This window comes from Kineosporia babensis (assembly GCF_021129305.1).
In the GTDB taxonomy this organism is placed as follows: domain Bacteria; phylum Actinomycetota; class Actinomycetes; order Actinomycetales; family Kineosporiaceae; genus Kineosporia; species Kineosporia babensis.
Window position 1 is genome coordinate 20,625 of the sequence record NZ_JAJOMB010000032.1, and the last position, 18,027, is coordinate 38,651.

Genomic DNA, 18,027 nt, shown 5'->3' on the forward strand with positions numbered 1-18,027 from the left:
GGCGCCCGGGGCCATGGCGGAGCCGGGCGCCGACCTTGTGATCAGTTCACATGATTCGCCAGGAAATATCTTTCGCCCATCGCCAGGCCGCGGACGTGCATGTCCGCGGCTCAGGCCACGGTGACCTGCTCGCGGTCTGCGCTCTCGGCAGATTGTGATTCGCCCATGCGATGCACGATCAGGCCGGCGGCAGTGGCCAGCAGGGCGGCAACGGCGCAGATGATGAACAGGACCCGGTACCCGGTGAGGGAGGGCAGTTCGATGCCAGGACCAAGGGTGGTCGTGATCGCTGCGAGGAGGCTTCCTCCCAGCGCGCTGGCCAGGGTGCTGCCGAGTGAGCGGGCGAGGGTGTTGATGCCGTTGGCTGCAGCCAGATCCTGTTGCGGGGTGTGGTGGTTGATCAGTGCCGGCAGGGCGGCGTAGCCGATGCCGCTGCCCAGGCCGATGATGGTGCTACCGACGATGATCATCCACAAGTCGCTGACCAGAAGGATCCGGATCAGCAGGCCCAGGGCGATGATCGTGGCGCCGACGGAAAGAACCCGGCCTGCTCCCCAGGTGCTGACCATCCGAGCTGTGAACGGGGAGAGGACCAGCATCATCGCGCCACCCGGCATCAGGCACAGGCCCGCCACCAGCACGGAGGAACCGAAGCCATAACCGCTGGATTCGGGTGCCTGCACATAGTTGGCGGTGCCGACGAACGTCGAGAAGAGCGCGAAGCCGATCAGGAGCGACGCCACGTTGGTGATCGCGATCGGAGGATTCACCATCGCCCGCATGTCGACGAGAGGGTTGGCGCTGCGACGTTCGGCCATCGTGAGCAGAGCCAACAGCACGACTGAAAGGATCAGCAGACCAATGGTGCGCATTGAGGTCCACCCCCAGTCGGTTCCCTGGGACAGCGGCAGAATCATCGTGACCAGGCCGGCGGCAAGCAGGATCGCCCCCACGATGTCGACGTGGCCCTGGCGACTGGGCCGCGGTTCGGGCACCAGCAGACGCACAAGCACGATGCTGATCAGGGCGCCGACCCCGCCGATCCAGAACAGGGCGCGGTAGTCGAAGTTGTCGGCGATGATCCCCGCGAGCGGCAGACCCAGGGCGCTGCCGACGCCGAGCATGGCCGAGATGAGAGCCACCGCAGAGCCTTTACGACCAGTAGGCAGCGTGGCAGCGAGCAGGCTGATGCCCAGGGGAATCGCAGCGCTCGCTAGTCCTGACAGCGTTCGGCCGACGATCATCACCCCAACGTTCGTGGTCACGGCCGCCATCAGCGAGCCGGCGGCGAGCGCCGCAAGGCTGACGATCAGCAGCAGGCGGCGACCGAACATGTCGGCCAGACGGCTGAGGATAGGCACGGCGACGGCGCCCGCGAGAAGGGTGGATGTGAGCATCCACTGGGTCGCAGTCGCCGAAGCCTTCAGATCGGTCGCGATCTCCGGCAGGACGGGGATGACCAGAGTCTGACTGAGCGAGGCCATGAGGGCCCCGAGTCCGGTGGCGATGATCTCAATGTTGGAACGGAAAGCACTGGTGTGTTCGGCATCGAGCTTGGTGTGCTCGACGTGTTCAGAGGCCTTGGCCATGTTCTACTCCGGAAGCAAGAGCGTCTGCCCTGAACGGCTGAGCCGGTGGGCAACGGTGTTCATGCGAGTGTGTTTCTGAAAGATCTGGGCGGGACGAAATTGACGGTCGGCAGCGGACCATGCGCTGGCGGAAGGATGCGTGGCTTGGGACTGACCCAGCTCATCGGGGCGGCAGACGAAGGAGTGGGCAGGGATTTTCGGAGACGCTCACCGAAAGCTGTTGTGGAGGCTCGGAGCCGGCGAGAACAGAAGTATCCTGTCCACGCCGGTTCCGAGCCTGTCGGGGTCGGTCTGTGGGTGGTTAGCTCATCCGCACGGGTTCATAGCTCGTGGCTTGTTTCGGATCGCCCTCGCCGCGGTAGCGGGGGATTTCCGGGTAGGCGTACACCGGTCGTGTCGCGGTGACCTCGCCCAGGGCCACGTCGAAACGCTCCGCGACCATCACCTGCGGCTCCTCGCCGTCTTCGACCCACTTCATCAGTGCTGTGGTTCCTGCCGCGAGACTCACCCCGGCCCCGGCCCCGATGCAGTAGCCGTGGATATCGCCGTCGCTGAGGAACATTCGGACGAAGGAGGAAGCTTCCTGCTGACCGCCGGCGCGCTGGACCACCCCGAGATAGAAGTTCAGCACCTCCTGGTAGCGGAGGACCTCATCCTCGATAGCTTGAGTGATGAGAAGCTTGCCGCCGGAAGCGCGGAAGGACGTGAGGTCATCGTCCGAGTCGATCGCCGCGAGGCGCTGAGCCCCTGTATCGCAGAGGTCCCAGAAGCCATCGAGGGTCAGATCTTCCCAACTGGCCTCGGGGTCTTCGGCTACCCACCGAACATGATTGACAGCGATCGACGGGGTGACCTTGAGCTCACCCTCAACCTCGGTGAAGAGGACGCTCCCGACGCCAGGCTTCTCTGGGGAGGTCCAGAACTTGGAGCCAGGTCGCGGCGCAGCGGCCAGCTGCCTGCCGTCCTGGGCCCGGGGCCCGTCCCAGATCGCCTGCATGGTCACGGCATCGATCTTGGTCACTTCACCTGCCGTGGTCGGGGTCCCGATCACGGTCTCGGGATCGAACTCGATCGTCTCGGCTGCACTGAGGAATCCGTCCCGAACCCCGTCGGCACCGTCCAGAGCCTCGAGCACAGCTGCCCGGAAAGCGTCCAGTTTCGCCGGCGGCAGGATGTTGTCGTGCAATTTCATCGCCAGCGCAGGCCACAGAATGGCGATGTTGAGCGTATTCCAGTTCATAGCGGGGTCCGAGATCCAGATCCCGTCGAAGTCTCCCGAATGGCGCTGCGCGGATGCCAGCCCCTGCCGCCCACCGCCGGAACCTCCGACATAGTAGGAGTATTCGGGACCCGTGCCGTACAGGGCCACGATGACGGCCTTGGACACCTCTGCCATGTCGTGGGTGCTGCGATGAACCCAGTTCTCGATCAGATCCCAGTCCAGTGTGCCGGAGTCCTTGCGCAGAGCCCAGTCATTGACCCGGTCATCCACGTTTCCCGCGTTCGTTGCAGCAGTCACAAATCCGTTGCGCAGAGCGACGGGCATCGTCATCGCCCGGCATGTCGGCACTTCGAACCACAGCGGCCCGGTGAGGCTTCCAGCACCCCCGGTGGCGAGGAACCGGCCGTTCCAGGCGAGAGGAGCCCACACGTAGAACGTCACGGTGTGCCCGCCAGGGGCGCGCTGCTCGATCCGAATGTCGCAGAACGCCGGCAGGTTGCCGATCCGCGGCGCCGCCTCGGCTGTATGGACGGGCTGCAGGGGCGAGGCTGGAACAGTGAACTCCCCGCTGTGATTCACCGAGGCCGACGTGACTGTGAGGCCCTCGAACCCTGCCAGCGCCTCCTGGAGCACCTCAACCGAACAACGCCGGGCCACCTCCTCGTCAGCCGAGAGGCTATCGGTGACCACCCACTGCGTCAGGCCAGATTTGCCCAAATGAGGCTTGCGTGCCATTCGTTCACATTCCCTTCGTCGACCACGAGATCCACGATGACCCACCGTTCGATGCGCCCGGGCCCCTCCGGGGAGGGCGTCGCGGTCGTGGGGGCGACGCCCAAACCTGGGGTCGGAGCTGCCCCGGTGCGGTCTCGGTCGCTCGCTACCTGCCGGAACGTTGGCCCCGGCAAGAGAAACTTAGACCAAGTCTAAGTTTGGATGCAATACAGTGTTGCCATGTCTGAACGGATGCCGTCATGAGCCTGCGCGAGCGCAAGAAGCTCGAGGCCTGGAGATCCATCCGGGCTGCCGCCGCCACGCTGTTCGAAGCTCACGGCTACGAAGCGGTCAGCGTGGAGGAGATCGCAGCAGCCGCCAATGTGTCCCGAGCCACGTTCTTCAACTACTTCCACAGCAAGGAAGCCGTCGTCACCGCCCAAGATCCTCAGGACCTGGATGAATGGCTCGACCTACTGAAGGCGCGGCCCGAGACCGAACAACTGTGGGATTCGCTGAGCGAGATCCTGCTGGGAGTCGCGGAAACACTGCGCGACTGGCTGCCCACGCGGCGACGCATCCAACGGGCAGCCCCGTCCCTGGAGGCGACTCGCTTCGACATCGGCCATCAGTTCTTCGACCAACTGCTCGTCTGGGCCGCCGGTCGGGCCGCTGACGGAGGGCAAGCCACGGCCGTGCTGCAATGTCATCTCGCGCTGGCGACCAACGTCGCTGCCTACCGATTGTGGGGCGACACCGAAGACTTCGACGACTACGTCGACCGATTGCGCGAGCAACTGGCCTATGCCCGCCCCGCTGCGGCCATCACGAGCAGCACTGCGTCCTGACCGCACTGCAGACCGGCGTGGTTCGAACGCCTTCGATCGAGCATTCCCAGAGGCCGCCGACCACTCGGCTTGTCACTTCTCAGAGAATGCCGTTGCGGTACCCGAAGCCAACGAGGTGAGCGCGGTTGCTCAGTCTGGATCGTAAGGTCAGCGCCATGATGGTGTTTCTGATCGTGCGCTCCGAAAAGTTCAGCCGCAGGGCGATCTCATTTGTTCTCAGGCCTTGAGCCAGAAGCCGGATGACGTCTCGGTCCCGGCCGTCGGCCTGGCCTGGCGGAGAGGTCGTCGATCGCGTTTGCCGGATCGCCGAGGACGGCGTCCGCCTGGAGATCCTGCCGCACCCAGGCGGTGAGGACCCAACCGCGGCTGTGGATCGCCTGCCCGGTCTCGTGCTCCGAGCCCGGTTCGCTGCCTCCGCCACGACCACGACCGTGACGGAGGCAGCGCGGAGCCGTCAGTTCCGCTCTGCCCGAACGTAACTGGCAGCCTCGGCTGGGTCACCCGAACCCGAGTAGACCGTGACCGAGGGGTAGGAGAACAGCGGGCGAGTGGCCACGACCTGGCCCGCTTGAGCGTCGAAGCGCTCGGCAATCAACTCCTGCGGCGCCTCGTCGTGCTCCACCCACCGAATCAGGGCCATCGTGCCGTCGGCAAGTGTCAGGCCGGGCCCGGGCCCGGTGCAGGAGCCGTGGATGTCACCGGCCGAGTGGAATAACCGGAAGAACTCGGAGGCTGCTTCCAGACCCCCTGACTTCTCGACGACCTCCTCGAAGTAGCTGGTCGCCATCGGGAAGAGCACCACCTCGTCGGCGGGTGGCCTGGCTGCCTGAACGTGGTGAGGTCGTGAATCCTAAGACCGTCGCGGCGATCATGGCCGAGATCGGGATTGAGGGCATCAGCCCTGGCACGTTCAAAGTCCGCACGACAGTCCAGGATCCAGACGCAGCCTTCCCGGCCGACCTGGTGATCTGGCAGTTCGACCCAGGACGATTGAACGCCGCGTGGTTCACCCGACATCACCGACCTGACCTGCGGTGAAGGCGACATGTTCCTCTGCGCGATACGGGACGGGCACTCGCGCCGCGTCCTGGGCTACGCCATCGACGACCATTTCGACGCACCTATGGTCGCCCGGGCCATCGACGCCGCCGTGACCACCCGCACCGCCCGAAGGCCACACCGTGGCCAAGACCATCCTGCACTCGGACCGAGGCGGGAAGTTCACCGGCTCTGTGACGGCGGCCGCCCTTGGGCGGCACGACCTGCGCCGGTCGATGGGTGAGACCGGGATCTTCTGGGATAACGCTGCCGCGGAGTCGTTCTGGTCCACGTTCAAGCACGAGTACTACTACCGCCGGACCTTCGCCACGAAAGCGGAACTCGTTACTGGAGTTGACACATGGATCCACTGGTTTCAATCATGGACGTCGTCACTCTGGAGCAGGAGGGCTCAGCCCCATCCGCTACGAACAGACCCTGACAGGCACAGCCAAGGCTGCTTAGACCCCTGTCCACCGTTTCGGGGGAACCTCCATCGGCCAGGGTGTAGCCGATGCAGGTCTTCGTGCAGCAGTCGATCACGGTCGCCAGGAACACCCATCCCTGCCCCGTGGGAATGTAGGTGATGTCCGTGTGCCACGAGCACAGAGAGTGAGGTCAGTGATGAGGTAGGTGGCCTCGTTCGATGTGGTGCTGCGCAGGTGATGAAGGTTTTGTGGCCCTTCGGGGCCGTTCTGCGAGGGACGGCTTCAAACCGCCTCGAGCTGCGTTGGCTGAAGACCGTCGTGGTGAGCGTCGAGGAAAAGGCGCACGAGATGCGTCAGGTGGGGACCGAGAAGATGAGCGCAAGCGAATCACTGCTGACGTGCCGAAAACCTATCAAGTGGCATCAGAACCGCGGATGTTGATATGCCCGCGGGATGAGTCTGGCGGATATCTCGCTTACTGGCCAGGCGGTGCCCGGCATGGAGGTGACATGAGCTCGGTCTGCGGCGTCTGCGTGGAACGTGGGAAGGCGTGTCCGGAAAATCGGAGCCTGGGTTGAGTTCTGGAGAGGGAGAGTTCCAAGCGAAACGAAAACGTGAGGAACGGAGTACCGTCGCCGGGCGCGCATTCGGACCGGCCCATAGTAGTGATGAACGGCCTGTAATGGGTCGGGAGCGAAGGGGTCGGGTCGTTCGTGACTGTGTTCGTCCGATCAACCGGGAAGCCCGGAAGGGCTGGCCGGGAGGAGTCGCGTGGACGAGTTGAAATCGTCAGGCAAGTCGTTCGATATTTCCAAGTGGGAAGTGTGGGAGGCATGGAAGAAGGTCAAGGCCAACAGGGGAGCGCCAGGCGTTGACGGCTGCACTGTGGACGATTTCGAGAAGGACCTGAAGAACAATCTGTATCGGGTCTGGAACCGGATGTCCTCGGGCAGCTACTTTCCGCCACCTGTGCGTGCGGTGGAGATACCGAAGGCGCATGGGAACGGGGTTCGGGTCCTTGGGGTTCCGACCGTGGCTGACCGGGTCGCTCAGACGGTGGTGGCAAGCAGGCTGGAGGCGGAGGTCGAGGCGATCTTTCATCCGGACTCCTATGGCTATCGTCCTGGGCGATCCGCGCTGGATGCGGTTGGGGTGTGTCGCACGCGTAGTTGGCGCTGGGACTGGGTTGTCGATCTCGACATCGAGAAGTTCTTCGACAGCGTCCCGTGGGATCTGCTCCTGAAAGCGGTGGAAGCGCATACCGACCAGCCGTGGGTTCTGCTCTATGTGCGGCGATGGCTTGCCGCGCCGATGCAGTCCTCGGACGGGGCGGTGCGCCAGCGGGATCGTGGAACCCCTCAGGGGTCAGCGGTTTCGCCGGTGTTGGCGAATCTGTTCCTGCACTATGCGTTTGACGCCTGGATGGCTCGTGAGCATCCGGGCGTTGCGTTCGAGCGCTACGTGGACGACGCGGTGGTGCACTGCGTCAGCGAACGCCAGGCCCGCAAGATGGTCCAGGCGATTTCGGAACGGATGGTCGAGGTCGGGCTGCGTCTGCACCCGGCCAAGACGAGGATCGTGTACTGCAAGGACTCCAACCGGCCGGGAACCTACCCGCAGAAGGAGTTCACGTTCTTGGGGTTCACGTTCCGTCCGCGCAAGTCGCGCAACAGAGCCGGCGTCAGCTTCGTCCGGTTCCTGCCCGCGATCAGCAAGGACGCCCTGAAAAGAATCAGTCGGCAGGTCCGTTCATGGCGGATCCACCGGCGCACCGGTCAATCCTTCGCCCAGATCGCGCAGGCCATCAACCCGGTCGTGCGGGGCTGGATGAACTACTACGGTGCGTTCTATCGCACCGAGCTCCATGGTCTCCTGCGGCGCATCAATACCTACCTGGTGCGCTGGATCCGACGGAAGTACAAGCGGCTGGCCGGTCTTCGCAAAGCCCTGGCATGTCTGAACGGGATCTCCCAGAGATATCCCCGGATGTTCGTGCACTGGCAGTGGACCGCGAAAGCCTGGTGACCAGAACGACAAGAGCCCGGTGACGGGAGACTGTCACGCCGGGACCTGAGGGAGCCGGGGGCTGAGATGCCCCCGGCTACCCGCCCCGACGAGTTTCATTCCCGGCGCGGGCGCGGTGAAATCGCGTCGGACCAGGTCCGGGACTGCGCAGGCGTCGCCGGTGATCGTGGTGACCGGCCGGAACGGGCGGGACTGGCCTCCAGGCCCAGCTCGCGCATCAGGTCTCTGACCAGCTCAGGACCGGCAGGCACGCTCATCCGGGCCAGCTCGGCCTGACCCGCCGGTAGCCGTAGGTGGCGTCAGAATCCTCGAAGATCTGGGTGATGATCACCTTCGAGCCCGCCGAACGGCGTCGAGGGGGCGCGGGTGTCACGGTGAGCACGAGCGGAAGAGGACGGGCAGTGCTCGGGGCAGTGGCTCCGGGCCCGAGACCACGCCTCGAGCCCGGGAAAGGTTCAGGACAAGAGGATCTCCGGCTTACCCGTCTGGACGGTCACCACGATCAGGTCGGTGAACTCCGAGATGAGTTCCGGCCCGGTACGACCCCAGCCGCTGTCGCGTACCCCGCCCAGTGGCAGGTGGATCTCTTCGCCGACGGACGGTGCGTTCACGCGCACGTACCCGGCCCTCAGCTGAGAACCGATGCGCGCCGCCCGGTCCGGATCCCCGGAGAGCACGCTCGCCACCAGCCCGTACTCCGTGCTGTTGGCGACGGCCAGTGCCTCTTCCTCCGAGTCCACCGGCTGCACCACGACAACGGGGCCGAAGGTCTCCTCGTGGTCGACGGTCGCGCTCGCCGGAACGTCGACCAGAACGGTCGGGGCGTACACCTGCCCTTCGTGGGTCCCACCGGTGAGCACCTTCGCCCCCATGGCAACGGCCTCCCGGACCCGCCCGTCCACCGTCGCCAGTGCCTGCGGCGTGATCAGCGGGCCGACAAATGTCTTCGGGTCGAGCGGGTCGCCCTGCGTCAGCCTGGCCGCCTCGTCCACCAGTCGCGCGGTGAAGTCCTTGTACACGTCGCGGTGGACGATGAGCTTTCGCGTGTTCATGCAGATCTGTCCCTGGTGGAAGAACGCGCTGAAAGTAGCTACCCGCGCGGCGTATTCCACATCCACGTCGTCCATCACGATCATCGGGTTGTACCCGCCGAGCTCCAGCACCGAGCGCTTGAGTGCGGCACCTGCGCGCTCGGCGAGGTGGCGTCCGGTCGCCACGCTGCCGACGAAGTTGATGCATCGAACGTTCGGGTTGTCGAAGAACTCGTCCGCGACCGGTCCCGCCTCGCCGGGGGCGTGCGTGACCACGTTGACGACTCCTGGAGGGAAGCCGGCCTCGTCCACGACCTCCGCGATCAACAGCCCCGCCGAGAGCGGCGCCAGTTCGGAGGGCTTGATCACCACGGTGTTGCCGGTGATGAGGGGGGCCAGCGCCGCTCGCCAGCTCAGCGTCGCGGCGCCGTTCCACGGCATGATGTTCGCGACCACGCCGAGAGGCCGACGTTCGACATGGTTGCGAACGCCCGGCAGATCGGAGGGCAGCAGCTCGCCGTTGGGAAGGTATCCCCAGGCGGCGACCTGGGTCATCAGATCGCGAAGCAGCCCGATCTGGAAGTTGGCGTTCGGCGCGCTGGCCCCCGTTTCCCGGGCCAGGGCGGCCACCAGCTCCTTCTTGCGTCGTTCCACAACTGCTGCAGCGGCGCGCAGATATCCCGCCCGTTCGCCGGGCGTTGTGCGCGCCCACTCGGGAAAGGCCCTCTGCGCGGCCGCGATAGCCTCGGCCGTTTCGGACCGGCCGCAACGCGGGGCGAGAGCGTGGACTTCGCCGTTGTAGGGGTTGTGGTCCTCGAACGTGCCGGCGCTCGCGGTGCGCCACTTTCCGTCTGCGTACCAGCCGTACTCCGGCGCCGATCCTGAGCCGGCCTCTTGTCCAGGCATCGTGTGAATTCCTCTCCCGTGGGCTCTTTTCGTCCGGTGCTGTCGATTTTTCGCTCGCGCTGCGCATGCGTCAAATGCATGTTGTGCAGTTATAGAATGACTGTCATGCATATCGAGAACGTCGATCTCAATCTGCTCAAGGCGCTGGAGGCGCTGCTGGCGGAGCGGCATGTGTCCCGGGCCGCTCTGCGCCTGAACCTCAGCCAGTCTGCGATGAGCCGCGCGCTGGCCCGTCTGCGCAAGACCTTCGGCGACGAACTGCTGGTTCCCGCAGAAGGGGGGTACGAGCTGACGCCCCGGGCGCGCGTCGTGAACGACGAGCTGACGGTTCTGTTGCCCCGTCTGCGAATGATGTTCGCGGGCAACGGCTTCGACCCGAGAACGGCGACGAACACCATCCGGCTGGCGGCCAGTGACTACGCGACCGAAATGGTGTTCGACGACGGACTGATCCCGGAGTTCTTCCGTCGGGCGCCTCGGATGTCCCTGCACGTCGAACAGGTCTGGCCCACTACCTTCGACGACCTGGAGTACGGACGCGTCGACCTGGTTCTCGGCCCTCGGGTCACCACCGCGTCGATCGCCAGCCGGACGCTTTTCGTGGATGAATACGTCTGTGTGCTGGCCCGCGACCATCCACTGTCTGGCAAGACCCTGACACTGGAGGATCTTGCGAGCTATCCGCACGCGCGGGTGGCAATTCTCCCCAGCGAGCGGATGTGGGTGGACCGGCGTCTTGCGGAGTTGGGACTGCAGCCACGGTCGGGGCTTGCGGTCCCTTTCTTCTCCACCCTCCTGGCCGCGTTGTCCCACAGCACGATGATCGCGCTGGTGCCTGCTCGCTATGCGAAACGGCACCTGGGTGAACGGCTTGGCACGGCGACACTTCCGGCGGAGTTCGCGCCGTTCGACTACGCGATGCACTGGCATCCCCGGCTCAACGACGACCCGGCCCATCGTTGGCTTCGCGGCCTTCTTCTGGAAGTGAGCCATGCTGCCTACCCCTGAGAAGCATCTGCCTCGTAACTGATCTGGTGATCTGGGCGCCGATGGCGGACCAGCGCACAGATACGTCCGAAGTTGATCCAGCCGGAAATCCTCTGCACCTCTACGCCATCTGTGACATGCAAGTGCCACCTGTGGCGCTGTATCCTCCGGTGGTGGCCGAGAATCTGCGCGAGCGCACCCGCCGGGCGGTGCGGAAGGAGTTGTCCGCCGTCGCTTTGGATCTGTTCCTGGAGCAGGGGTACGAGGCGACCACCATCGAGCAGATCGCTACCGCGGCCGGTCTGTCGCGCCGCAGCTTCTTTCGCTACTTCGCGTCCAAGGAAGCCCTGATTCTCGGCAAGCTGGAGATCGGCAACGAGGACATGGTCCAGGCCCTCACCGAGCGCCCACCGCAGGAGCCGATCTGGACGAGCTTGCGCAGAGTCTTCGACGACGCGGTCGCGTACCAGTCGGATTCCCGTCAGCGGGAGCGGGGCCTGCGACTGCAGGAGATCATTGGTGCCAGTCCGATGCTCGCCGGTGCGCAGGCCACCCAGTTCGCAGCCTTGCAGAGCGAACTGGTCGCAGTCCTGCGGGAACGCTCACCGCAGACTCCCGAACTGGAGATTCGATCATTGGTCAGCGCGGCCTTCGCCTGCCTGCAGGTTGCGCTCGCGGTGCCCGCGCAGGACGGTGGCCCGGCCCTGGGTGAGATCTTGGATCGTTCGATGGCCGCGCTGCGGCCGTTGGGTGCCCAGGACACGTCGGACTGAAACCGATCTGCTTCACTGCCGGCAGCCGTGCAGGAACAACCGCACGTGGGCGCTCAGAAGACCCATAGGACGAGTCGGACCGGCGACCATGCCGTTGCGGAGTGGACGGAAGGAGACGACTGCTCAATGTGGCGACTCTGATTCCGGGCCTGCTGCTCGCCTACTACACGGATGGATTCTTCGGCAGTCGGACCGTGGCGGCGAATACCCTGATCGACGGGCTCGTGTCACCAGGCGATCAGTCCGTGATGAAAATGGACGTCTCGGAGGCGCTCGTGGCGCAGATCCGGATCTCGCTGGCCTCGATCCTGCTGCTTCTGGTCCTGCAGGCCGTCGTCGCGGTCCTGGTCATGGTGCTGCTAGCGGTGTTGCGGGTGATGACTGCGGTGCGTCAGTTCGCGCTGGTCGCAGGCGGTCAGCGCGGCGGTGGGGAATGGGGTAGTAGTTGCACTACTCGCTGCTGTTCAGCCGTGTTCGTGGCTGCGGAGGCAGCGCCTGTGATGAGCGCGAGGTGGCAGAGGCTCAAGCATCGGTCCATGGCCTTCCGCGATCAGAAGGGTGTGCCCGGAAAGGGTTGCCCGGCTGGTGGCGGGGCGCTCGTGAAGCGATGACGCCCTGGGCGCGGGGTGCGTAGTTGACCCACTTCGGTGAACGCTCAGCCGAAAGCGGCCTGGTCCCAGACGATCGGCCGCGCACGCCTGGGTACAAGATCCAGGTCAGGAAAGACCGCCGGACACCCCGCGATCCGGCGCGCTACTACCTCCAAAAGCAATTCAAACAATGGACGATTGGGAGGACACGGCGGGGCACCCAGCGCTGGCGTGCGGGGCCCGGGAGCCCTCGGTCCTCGGCGGCCGGGCGCCACAGACCAGAGCCCCGGCCCAGAGCCCCAGCCCAGTGACGCGTCCTTCGAGAGCCGAACGGCGCCTGGCCGACTTCGCCGACCTGGGCGCCGTCCGCGAACTGGCTGGCAAGCTCCTGGCCGACCACTCGCGGATCGACGTGCTGGCCAACAACGCCGGCGGGGTGTTCGGCAACCAGCGCCAGGTCACCACCGACGGGCACGAGCTGACCTTCCAGGTGAATTACCTGGCCTCGTTCCTGCTCACCGAGCGCCTGATCACCTCGCGCGGCCGGGTGGTCAACACCTCGAGCCAGGGCAACCGGCTGGGCCGGATCGACCTGTCCGTGGAACGCCTCGATGGCGGTTTTGAGCTGACCGGCCTAGGGCCAATACCGTTCGCCTGAGACCGTTTCAGTGTGTTCTCGGTGGGTGGCTCGTGCTGGCGAGGCCAAACCGGGATCACGCTGTTCCTGCTCAGCGCAGCCCGGTGATCGCCTGCGCCGGTCGCCGGGCTTGTTCCAGGTGCGCCGCCCCTGGCCCCGCCAGCCACTGCGGGAAGGTCAGCAGGAATGGGAACCGGGCTCGCAGGGCGGCCAGGTCCGCGTGTCCGGCCAGACGCCCGTTGTCGGCCAGTTCGCCGGTCTGTCCCAGTAGCTCGGGTGCAAACCGACGGTAACGGACCGGACTGCCGATCGCGACGGCAAGATGCCCGGCCAGTTCGTTGCCGGTCACCTCGTCCCCGGCGATCTCGAAGGTCTGGCCGACGTACCGTTCGGGGTCGGCGAAGACCGCGGCGACGATCCGGCCGATGTCGCGCACCGCGATGAACTGCAGGGCCCGCTCTGGCCGCATCAGGTAAGAGATCTGCCCCTTGTCCAGGCCCATTCCCGGCAACAGGACCGTGTCCATGAAGCCGGCCGGTCGGACGATCGTGGTGAGTAGGTTCAGCGTGCGCAGATGGTCCTCGATCCGGCTCTTGACATCCAGATGAGGAACGCCGGTGGGCGTCGCGCCTGCGGCGACCGTCGAGGTGTGGACGAGGTGGGCCACCCCGGCGTGCTGCGCGGCCTCGCCCACGTTCTTCGCGAAGCTGAACTCGTCCTCGATGGTCAGGCCGCTTCCGGCCTGCCCCGGGCTGGGCTGGACGCTGAAGAGGCCGTGCGCACCGGCGAAGGCCGCCCGTAACGACCGCGGATCGCCCAGGTCGCCCCGCACGGTCTCGACCCCGGCACGAACCAGTGCCTCGGCCTTGGCGCTCTCCGGGTCCCGGACCACTGCACGGACCGCCCAGCTCTCGGCACGGAGCGCTGCCGCGACGGCGCCGCCCTGCTGACCGGTGGCCCCCAGCACGACGATGATTTTGCTGCTGTTGCTCATGCCCGGGAACGTAATCAAGCGGGTTTGCCGTTGAGCCGAAGTGACAGCAACGCCGTATCAAGTGAGAGACGCCGTCCGCTCGGACGCCCGCGACAACCGCGAGCGCGTCCTGGCCGTCGCGCGGGCGACCTTCGCGGCCGAGGGCGTGGACGTCCCGATTCGCGAGATCGCCCGCCGGGCCGAGGTTTCGGCTGCCACTGTCTACCGCCACTTCGCCACGAAGCAGGCCCTGCTCGCCGAGGCGTTCGCCGGGCGCGCCGCCACTTGTGCGGCGATCGTCGCACGGGGCGTGGCCGACGACGACGCCTGGGCCGGGTTCTGCCAGGTGATCGAGCAGATGATGGCTCTGCACGCGCTCGAGCGGGGTTTCGCCCGCAGCTACACCTCGGCACTCAACGCACCGGCCGAACTGGCGGCCGAGCGGGATCGCACCCGGCGTGCGTTGCTCGGTCTGCTGCGGCGGGCCAAGCAGCAGGGGTCGCTGCGCGAGGAGGTCGAAATCGAGGACATCAGCCTGGCTCTGATGGCCAACGACGGGATCCGCGCCGACACCCCGAAGGCCCGGGCGGCAGCCTCCCGCCGGTTCGCCGCTTTCATGCTGCAATCGTTCCACGCCGGCCAGGCCCGGATCCCACTGCCCCCGGCGGTCCGTTTGCCCGCCACCGGCTAGTAGCGCGTTGTCGGGTTCGGGACGATTTGGTGGCATGGGGCAGATCCCACGCCAGGTCGCGATCGGGTACTGGGCCTGTCCGAGTAGCCGGTTCAAACAGAACGTGATCATGGCGTGTGTCATTCTCGTGGTGGAGGAGAACCAGGGGCCGCGGCGGCGATGTCGCCGGTGCTCCAGCGGCGCAGGGCTTTGAAGGTGGCCTTCAGGAGCGTAGGTGCTCCATCGCATCGGTGAAATCGTCCACGAAATAGGCGGTGTGGTGCGCGATCCCGCCTGGGCCTGCTTGCCAGGGCGTGCCCGTCGATCCGCTGGATCAGGTGCCGGGCCGATCTGACGACATCGGTTACCACGTAGGCGGTCCGGCAGAAGGAATCAGATGTTGCGCATCGGGTTCACGTCCACTTCGGCGTGTGCGTCAGGCCCTGAGCCGACTTTTCTGAACGATCAGACCATCCCCATGGATGGTTGGCACCCGCCGTCCGGCGGTCCGGTGGCCCCGCGCCCGGGTATTCCACAGTCTGTGGGCGGTCTCCAGCATTTTGGCCGAGAGCTGGTCGAACCGGGCGAGATGCGGGGGAGGATCGGTGATCTGATCGATGCTAGCGGCGAGAAGAACTGCCAATCCTAGTGTCTCGGCATCGAGGACCGGCGCGTCGGCGGTGGTCGGCCGATAGGCGACGACAGCTCTCTTCAGGGATGTGTGCATGCTCAGCGTCGGGAGCTCGGGGCCGATCCCGATCCGGGCGGCCCTCGGGGTGCAGGGCTATGGCCTCACCCGAGGTGTAGAAGGCGCGCAACGGCCCGACGACCGCGGAACTGCCCGTAGCAGAGTTGAACCGGTAGGCCAGGAGTGGCCTTTCCGACCTCAGCGGAACCGAGACCAAAGCTGACACTTGAGTGTCATGATCGGCCTTGGTGTGCCATCATCGGATCGTTCGTGGCGACTCGTTCCTAGAGGAGAACTTGCATGGCGAAGACCTGGCTCATCACCGGAGCCTCCCGTGGCTTCGGGCGGGAGTGGACCGTCGCGGCACTGGAACGGGGTGACAACGTCGCCGCGACCGTGCGTGACGCGTCCTCGATCGGTGACCTGGCCAGCAAGTACCCGGACCAGCTGCTGCCGGTCACACTCGACGTGCGCGACCGGGCCGCGGTCTTCGGCGCCGTCCAGGCGGCGCACGAGCACTTCGGCAGGCTCGACGTGGTGGTGAACAACGCCGGGTACGGCCATTTCGGCTACGTCGAAGAAACCACTGAGAGCGAGGCCCGCGAGCAGTTCGAGGCCAACTTCTTCGGCCTGCTCTGGGTGACCCAGGCGGCGCTGCCGCTGCTGCGCGCCCAGGGCAGCGGTCACCTTCTGCAGGTGTCCAGCGTCTCCGGTCTGGGCGGTGCGCCGTCGCTCGGTCTCTACTCGGCCTCCAAATTCGCGGTGGAAGGGCTCTGCGAGTCGCTGGCCGCAGAGGTGGCCCCGTTCGGCATCAAGGTCACGATCATCGAGCCGGGCGGGTACGCAACCGACTGGGCCGGGTCCTCCGCCGTCCGCTCCGAGCCGCTGGAGGCCTATCAGCCGCTGCGTGACCAGATGGCACAGGTGCAGGCTTCCGCCCAGATGCCGGCCTTCCCCGGCCCGGAAGCAACCACCCAGGCCGTGTTCGCGGTGGTCGATCACGAGGAGCCGCCGCTGCGACTGCTGCTGTCCTCGATGGCTCTCGGGATCGCGGTGAGCGGCCATGAGCAGCGCATCGCACAGTGGCAGACCTGGGCGGACGTCTCCCGCAGCGCCGACTGATCAGCGCTGGTTCACCGAAACCTCCGACCGTCGATCCGGAGGTTTCGGTGTGCGCCAACCTCGGCCGGGCAATTGAAGTGGGTCGCCAACCCGCCCATGGTGCGCATGCCGCTTGCCTTGCCGACCGCCGCGCTCGCATCGTCCACTCGCCAGGGCCACCCGCGAGGTGCCGAAGATTGGTGGCCGTCGCGACGGGTCAGGCCTCCAGCGCCTGGTCGAGAAGGCCGTTCATCCGGGTGCGGAACTTCTCCGGGGTTTGCTTGTGCAGGCCGACGGCCTCGCGCACCCAGTCGCCGAACAGGTGCAGCCCGACCGCCTGGATGATCGTGGCGGCCAGCGCCTGACGGACCTGCTCAGGCCTGAGGCCCGGGGTGCCCTTGGCGATCCGCTCGATGGTGCCTGCGCCGAAGTTCGACGGCCTGCGCGGGTGGCCCGACAGGATCGTCCAGGCCAGCAACCTGGTCCAGCCGTCGTCCGGCATCGTCCGCAGCGCCGCGATCGCCTCGGCCAGGTCGTGCGTGTCGGCCAGCACCGCCTCCGACTCGGCGAAGGCCTGCTCGAACACCCGGTCGAGCAGGTCGTCGCGGGTCCCGATGTACACGTGGATCAGGCCGTGGTTGACCCCGGCGGTCTTGGCGACCTCGCGCAGCGAGACGTTGTCCGGCCCACGCTCGGCGAACAGGTCGCGCGCAGCGCTGATCAGCAGGGGGACGACCTGCTCGGGGCCGCGCCCCGCGGGCACGTGGGGTGCGGGTGTGGGTGAACTGGGCACGCGACCACCCTATCGACGTGCGCGACGGCGATGTGTGCCATGGTTACACGACTGACTAAATAGCCCGGGGAGGACGAGGAAGCGTGCAGAAGCGAAACCTGGGGACCGGCGGTCCCGCAGTGTCGGTGCTGGGACTGGGCTGCAACAACTTCGGAATGCGGATCGACACAGAACAGACCGCGAAGGTCGTGCATGCCGCCCTGGATCTGGGGGTCACACACTTCGACACCGCTGAGATGTACGGCGAGGGCCGTTCGGAGGTCTTCCTCGGTCAGGCGCTGAAGGGCCGGCGTGACGAGGCCGTGCTGGCCACGAAGTTCCTGCCTCGCTCCGGTGAGACCTTCAGCTCCGGCGATCTGGCCGCCCGGATCACCGAGTCGGTCGAGCAGAGCCTGCGCAGCCTGCAGACCGACCGGATCGACGTCTACTACCAGCACTACTTCGACGTCGACGCGCCGCTGGACGAGTTGCTCGACACTCTCGACGGCCTGGTCACTTCCGGCAAGGTCCTGCACGTGGCCCTCTCCAACCTGCACGTAGGCCAGCTGAAGTCCGTCATGTCCGCGCCCAGAGAGCTGCCACTGCGCGCGGTCCAAATCGAATGGAACGTGCTGAACCGGGCCGTTGAGGAGACGCTCGTCCCGGCCTCCGCCTCGGCCGGGCTGGGCGTGGTGCCGTACTTCCCCCTCGCGGCCGGTCTGCTCACCGGCAAGTACCGGGGAATGAAGGAGTACCCGGCCGACTCCCGGTTCGGCGCCATTCCGTACTTCGCCCAGGTCGCCAGCGAGGAGAACCTGACCCGCGTGGAGAACCTTGCCGCAGTGGCCGAGCGGCACGGGCGCACCCTGAGCGAACTGGCCTTCGGCTGGTTGCTCGCGCAGGGCCAGGTCGCCTCCGTCATCGCCGGCGCCACCAGCCCCGAGCAGGTCACCGCGAACGCCGCGGCGGTCGGCTGGGACATGACACCGGCCGAACTGGCCGAGGTCGAAACCGCGCTCACCGTCTGAGGAAACC

18 protein-coding genes and 1 pseudogene are annotated in these 18,027 nt (G+C 66.1%); 11 read left to right on the top strand and 8 right to left on the bottom strand.

Annotation, left to right across the window (positions count from 1 at the left end; translation table 11 throughout):
* Positions 1-110 precede the first annotated feature (110 nt).
* Together LR394_RS37555 and LR394_RS37560 are read right to left on the bottom strand one after the other, a co-directional pair.
* Positions 111-1,589: an MFS transporter gene (locus tag LR394_RS37555; RefSeq protein WP_231449472.1), complete on the bottom strand. Its 1,479-nt coding sequence runs from the start codon at positions 1,587-1,589 to the stop codon at positions 111-113.
* A 301-nt stretch (positions 1,590-1,890) separates the two neighbouring features.
* Positions 1,891-3,546: a tannase/feruloyl esterase family alpha/beta hydrolase gene (locus LR394_RS37560; protein ID WP_231449473.1), complete on the bottom strand. Its 1,656-nt coding sequence runs from the start codon at positions 3,544-3,546 to the stop codon at positions 1,891-1,893.
* A 239-nt stretch (positions 3,547-3,785) separates the two neighbouring features.
* Here LR394_RS37560 and LR394_RS37565 point away from each other — a divergent pair, with 239 nt between their 5' ends.
* Positions 3,786-4,373, top strand: coding sequence for a TetR/AcrR family transcriptional regulator (locus LR394_RS37565; protein ID WP_231449474.1), 588 nt, complete (start codon positions 3,786-3,788; stop codon positions 4,371-4,373).
* Between the two features lie 79 nt (positions 4,374-4,452).
* Here LR394_RS37565 and LR394_RS43840 read toward each other — a convergent pair whose 3' ends face one another.
* Together LR394_RS43840 and LR394_RS37570 are read right to left on the bottom strand one after the other, a co-directional pair.
* Complete coding sequence (locus LR394_RS43840) at positions 4,453-4,800, bottom strand: response regulator transcription factor (RefSeq protein WP_407937198.1); 348 nt, start codon at positions 4,798-4,800, stop codon at positions 4,453-4,455.
* Between the two features lie 27 nt (positions 4,801-4,827).
* Positions 4,828-5,175 (bottom strand): tannase/feruloyl esterase family alpha/beta hydrolase, encoded by a 348-nt coding sequence (locus LR394_RS37570; protein WP_331283133.1) that lies wholly within the window; start codon positions 5,173-5,175, stop codon positions 4,828-4,830.
* Between the two features lie 11 nt (positions 5,176-5,186).
* Between LR394_RS37570 and LR394_RS37575 the strand changes: the two genes are divergently transcribed.
* Positions 5,187-5,411: a hypothetical protein gene (locus tag LR394_RS37575; protein ID WP_231449476.1), complete on the top strand. Its 225-nt coding sequence runs from the start codon at positions 5,187-5,189 to the stop codon at positions 5,409-5,411.
* A gap of 236 nt (positions 5,412-5,647) precedes the next feature.
* Positions 5,648-5,779: pseudogene (locus LR394_RS43845) on the top strand (integrase core domain-containing protein); the annotation flags it as partial.
* Here the strand turns inward: LR394_RS43845 and LR394_RS43850 are convergent.
* Positions 5,757-6,020 carry a DDE-type integrase/transposase/recombinase gene (locus LR394_RS43850; RefSeq protein ID WP_407937202.1) on the bottom strand — a complete coding sequence of 88 codons (264 nt, stop codon included), beginning with the start codon at positions 6,018-6,020 and terminating at the stop codon, positions 5,757-5,759. The pseudogene LR394_RS43845 and the gene LR394_RS43850 overlap by 23 nt on opposite strands.
* A 590-nt stretch (positions 6,021-6,610) precedes the next feature.
* On the opposite strand from LR394_RS43850, the gene ltrA reads away from it, so the two are divergent.
* Positions 6,611-7,864 (top strand): group II intron reverse transcriptase/maturase, encoded by a 1,254-nt coding sequence (ltrA, locus tag LR394_RS37580; protein ID WP_231449477.1) that lies wholly within the window; start codon positions 6,611-6,613, stop codon positions 7,862-7,864.
* A 455-nt stretch (positions 7,865-8,319) separates the two neighbouring features.
* Here ltrA and LR394_RS37585 read toward each other — a convergent pair whose 3' ends face one another.
* On the bottom strand, positions 8,320-9,801 hold the full coding sequence (locus tag LR394_RS37585; protein WP_231449478.1) for an aldehyde dehydrogenase family protein: 1,482 nt from the start codon (positions 9,799-9,801) through the stop codon (positions 8,320-8,322).
* A gap of 105 nt (positions 9,802-9,906) precedes the next feature.
* On the opposite strand from LR394_RS37585, the gene LR394_RS37590 reads away from it, so the two are divergent.
* The 4 genes from LR394_RS37590 to LR394_RS37605 all read left to right on the top strand — a co-directional run bounded on the left by LR394_RS37590 (position 9,907) and on the right by LR394_RS37605 (position 12,809).
* A complete protein-coding gene (locus tag LR394_RS37590; RefSeq protein WP_231449479.1) occupies positions 9,907-10,809 on the top strand; it encodes a LysR family transcriptional regulator in 903 nt (300 codons plus the stop codon).
* Positions 10,810-10,961: 152 nt separating this feature from the next.
* On the top strand, positions 10,962-11,561 hold the full coding sequence (locus LR394_RS37595; RefSeq protein ID WP_231449480.1) for a TetR/AcrR family transcriptional regulator: 600 nt from the start codon (positions 10,962-10,964) through the stop codon (positions 11,559-11,561).
* 128 nt (positions 11,562-11,689) lie between these two features.
* A complete protein-coding gene (locus LR394_RS37600) occupies positions 11,690-12,172 on the top strand; it encodes a hypothetical protein (protein ID WP_231449481.1) in 483 nt (160 codons plus the stop codon).
* Positions 12,173-12,341: 169 nt separating this feature from the next.
* The gene (locus tag LR394_RS37605) at positions 12,342-12,809 is read left to right on the top strand and encodes an SDR family NAD(P)-dependent oxidoreductase (RefSeq protein ID WP_231449482.1); all 468 of its coding nucleotides are present in this window, start codon (positions 12,342-12,344) and stop codon (positions 12,807-12,809) included.
* Between the two features lie 70 nt (positions 12,810-12,879).
* On the opposite strand, the gene LR394_RS37610 is transcribed toward LR394_RS37605, so the two are convergent.
* The gene (locus LR394_RS37610; protein ID WP_231449483.1) at positions 12,880-13,782 is read right to left on the bottom strand and encodes an NmrA/HSCARG family protein; all 903 of its coding nucleotides are present in this window, start codon (positions 13,780-13,782) and stop codon (positions 12,880-12,882) included.
* A 61-nt stretch (positions 13,783-13,843) separates the two neighbouring features.
* Here LR394_RS37610 and LR394_RS37615 point away from each other — a divergent pair, with 61 nt between their 5' ends.
* Both LR394_RS37615 and LR394_RS37620 read left to right on the top strand, forming a co-directional pair.
* A complete protein-coding gene (locus tag LR394_RS37615) occupies positions 13,844-14,452 on the top strand; it encodes a TetR/AcrR family transcriptional regulator (RefSeq protein WP_231449484.1) in 609 nt (202 codons plus the stop codon).
* A 967-nt stretch (positions 14,453-15,419) separates the two neighbouring features.
* Positions 15,420-16,241 (top strand): SDR family NAD(P)-dependent oxidoreductase, encoded by an 822-nt coding sequence (locus tag LR394_RS37620; protein ID WP_231449485.1) that lies wholly within the window; start codon positions 15,420-15,422, stop codon positions 16,239-16,241.
* A gap of 196 nt (positions 16,242-16,437) precedes the next feature.
* Here LR394_RS37620 and LR394_RS37625 read toward each other — a convergent pair whose 3' ends face one another.
* Entirely contained in the window at positions 16,438-17,013 is a 576-nt protein-coding gene (locus tag LR394_RS37625) for a TetR/AcrR family transcriptional regulator (RefSeq protein ID WP_231449486.1), read from the bottom strand.
* Between the two features lie 83 nt (positions 17,014-17,096).
* Here LR394_RS37625 and LR394_RS37630 point away from each other — a divergent pair, with 83 nt between their 5' ends.
* Positions 17,097-18,020: an aldo/keto reductase gene (locus LR394_RS37630; RefSeq protein WP_231449487.1), complete on the top strand. Its 924-nt coding sequence runs from the start codon at positions 17,097-17,099 to the stop codon at positions 18,018-18,020.
* Positions 18,021-18,027 lie beyond the last annotated feature (7 nt).

Coding starts and splice junctions, on each gene's coding strand:
- LR394_RS37555 (WP_231449472.1), bottom strand. CDS start 1,589: ATGGCCAAGGCCTCTGAACACGTCGAGCACACCAAGCTCGATGCCGAA.
- LR394_RS37560 (WP_231449473.1), bottom strand. CDS start 3,546: ATGGCACGCAAGCCTCATTTGGGCAAATCTGGCCTGACGCAGTGGGTG.
- LR394_RS37565 (WP_231449474.1), top strand. CDS start 3,786: ATGAGCCTGCGCGAGCGCAAGAAGCTCGAGGCCTGGAGATCCATCCGG.
- LR394_RS37585 (WP_231449478.1), bottom strand. CDS start 9,801: ATGCCTGGACAAGAGGCCGGCTCAGGATCGGCGCCGGAGTACGGCTGG.
- LR394_RS37590 (WP_231449479.1), top strand. CDS start 9,907: ATGCATATCGAGAACGTCGATCTCAATCTGCTCAAGGCGCTGGAGGCG.
- LR394_RS37605 (WP_231449482.1), top strand. CDS start 12,342: ATGGACGATTGGGAGGACACGGCGGGGCACCCAGCGCTGGCGTGCGGG.
- LR394_RS37610 (WP_231449483.1), bottom strand. CDS start 13,782: ATGAGCAACAGCAGCAAAATCATCGTCGTGCTGGGGGCCACCGGTCAG.
- LR394_RS37620 (WP_231449485.1), top strand. CDS start 15,420: ATGGCGAAGACCTGGCTCATCACCGGAGCCTCCCGTGGCTTCGGGCGG.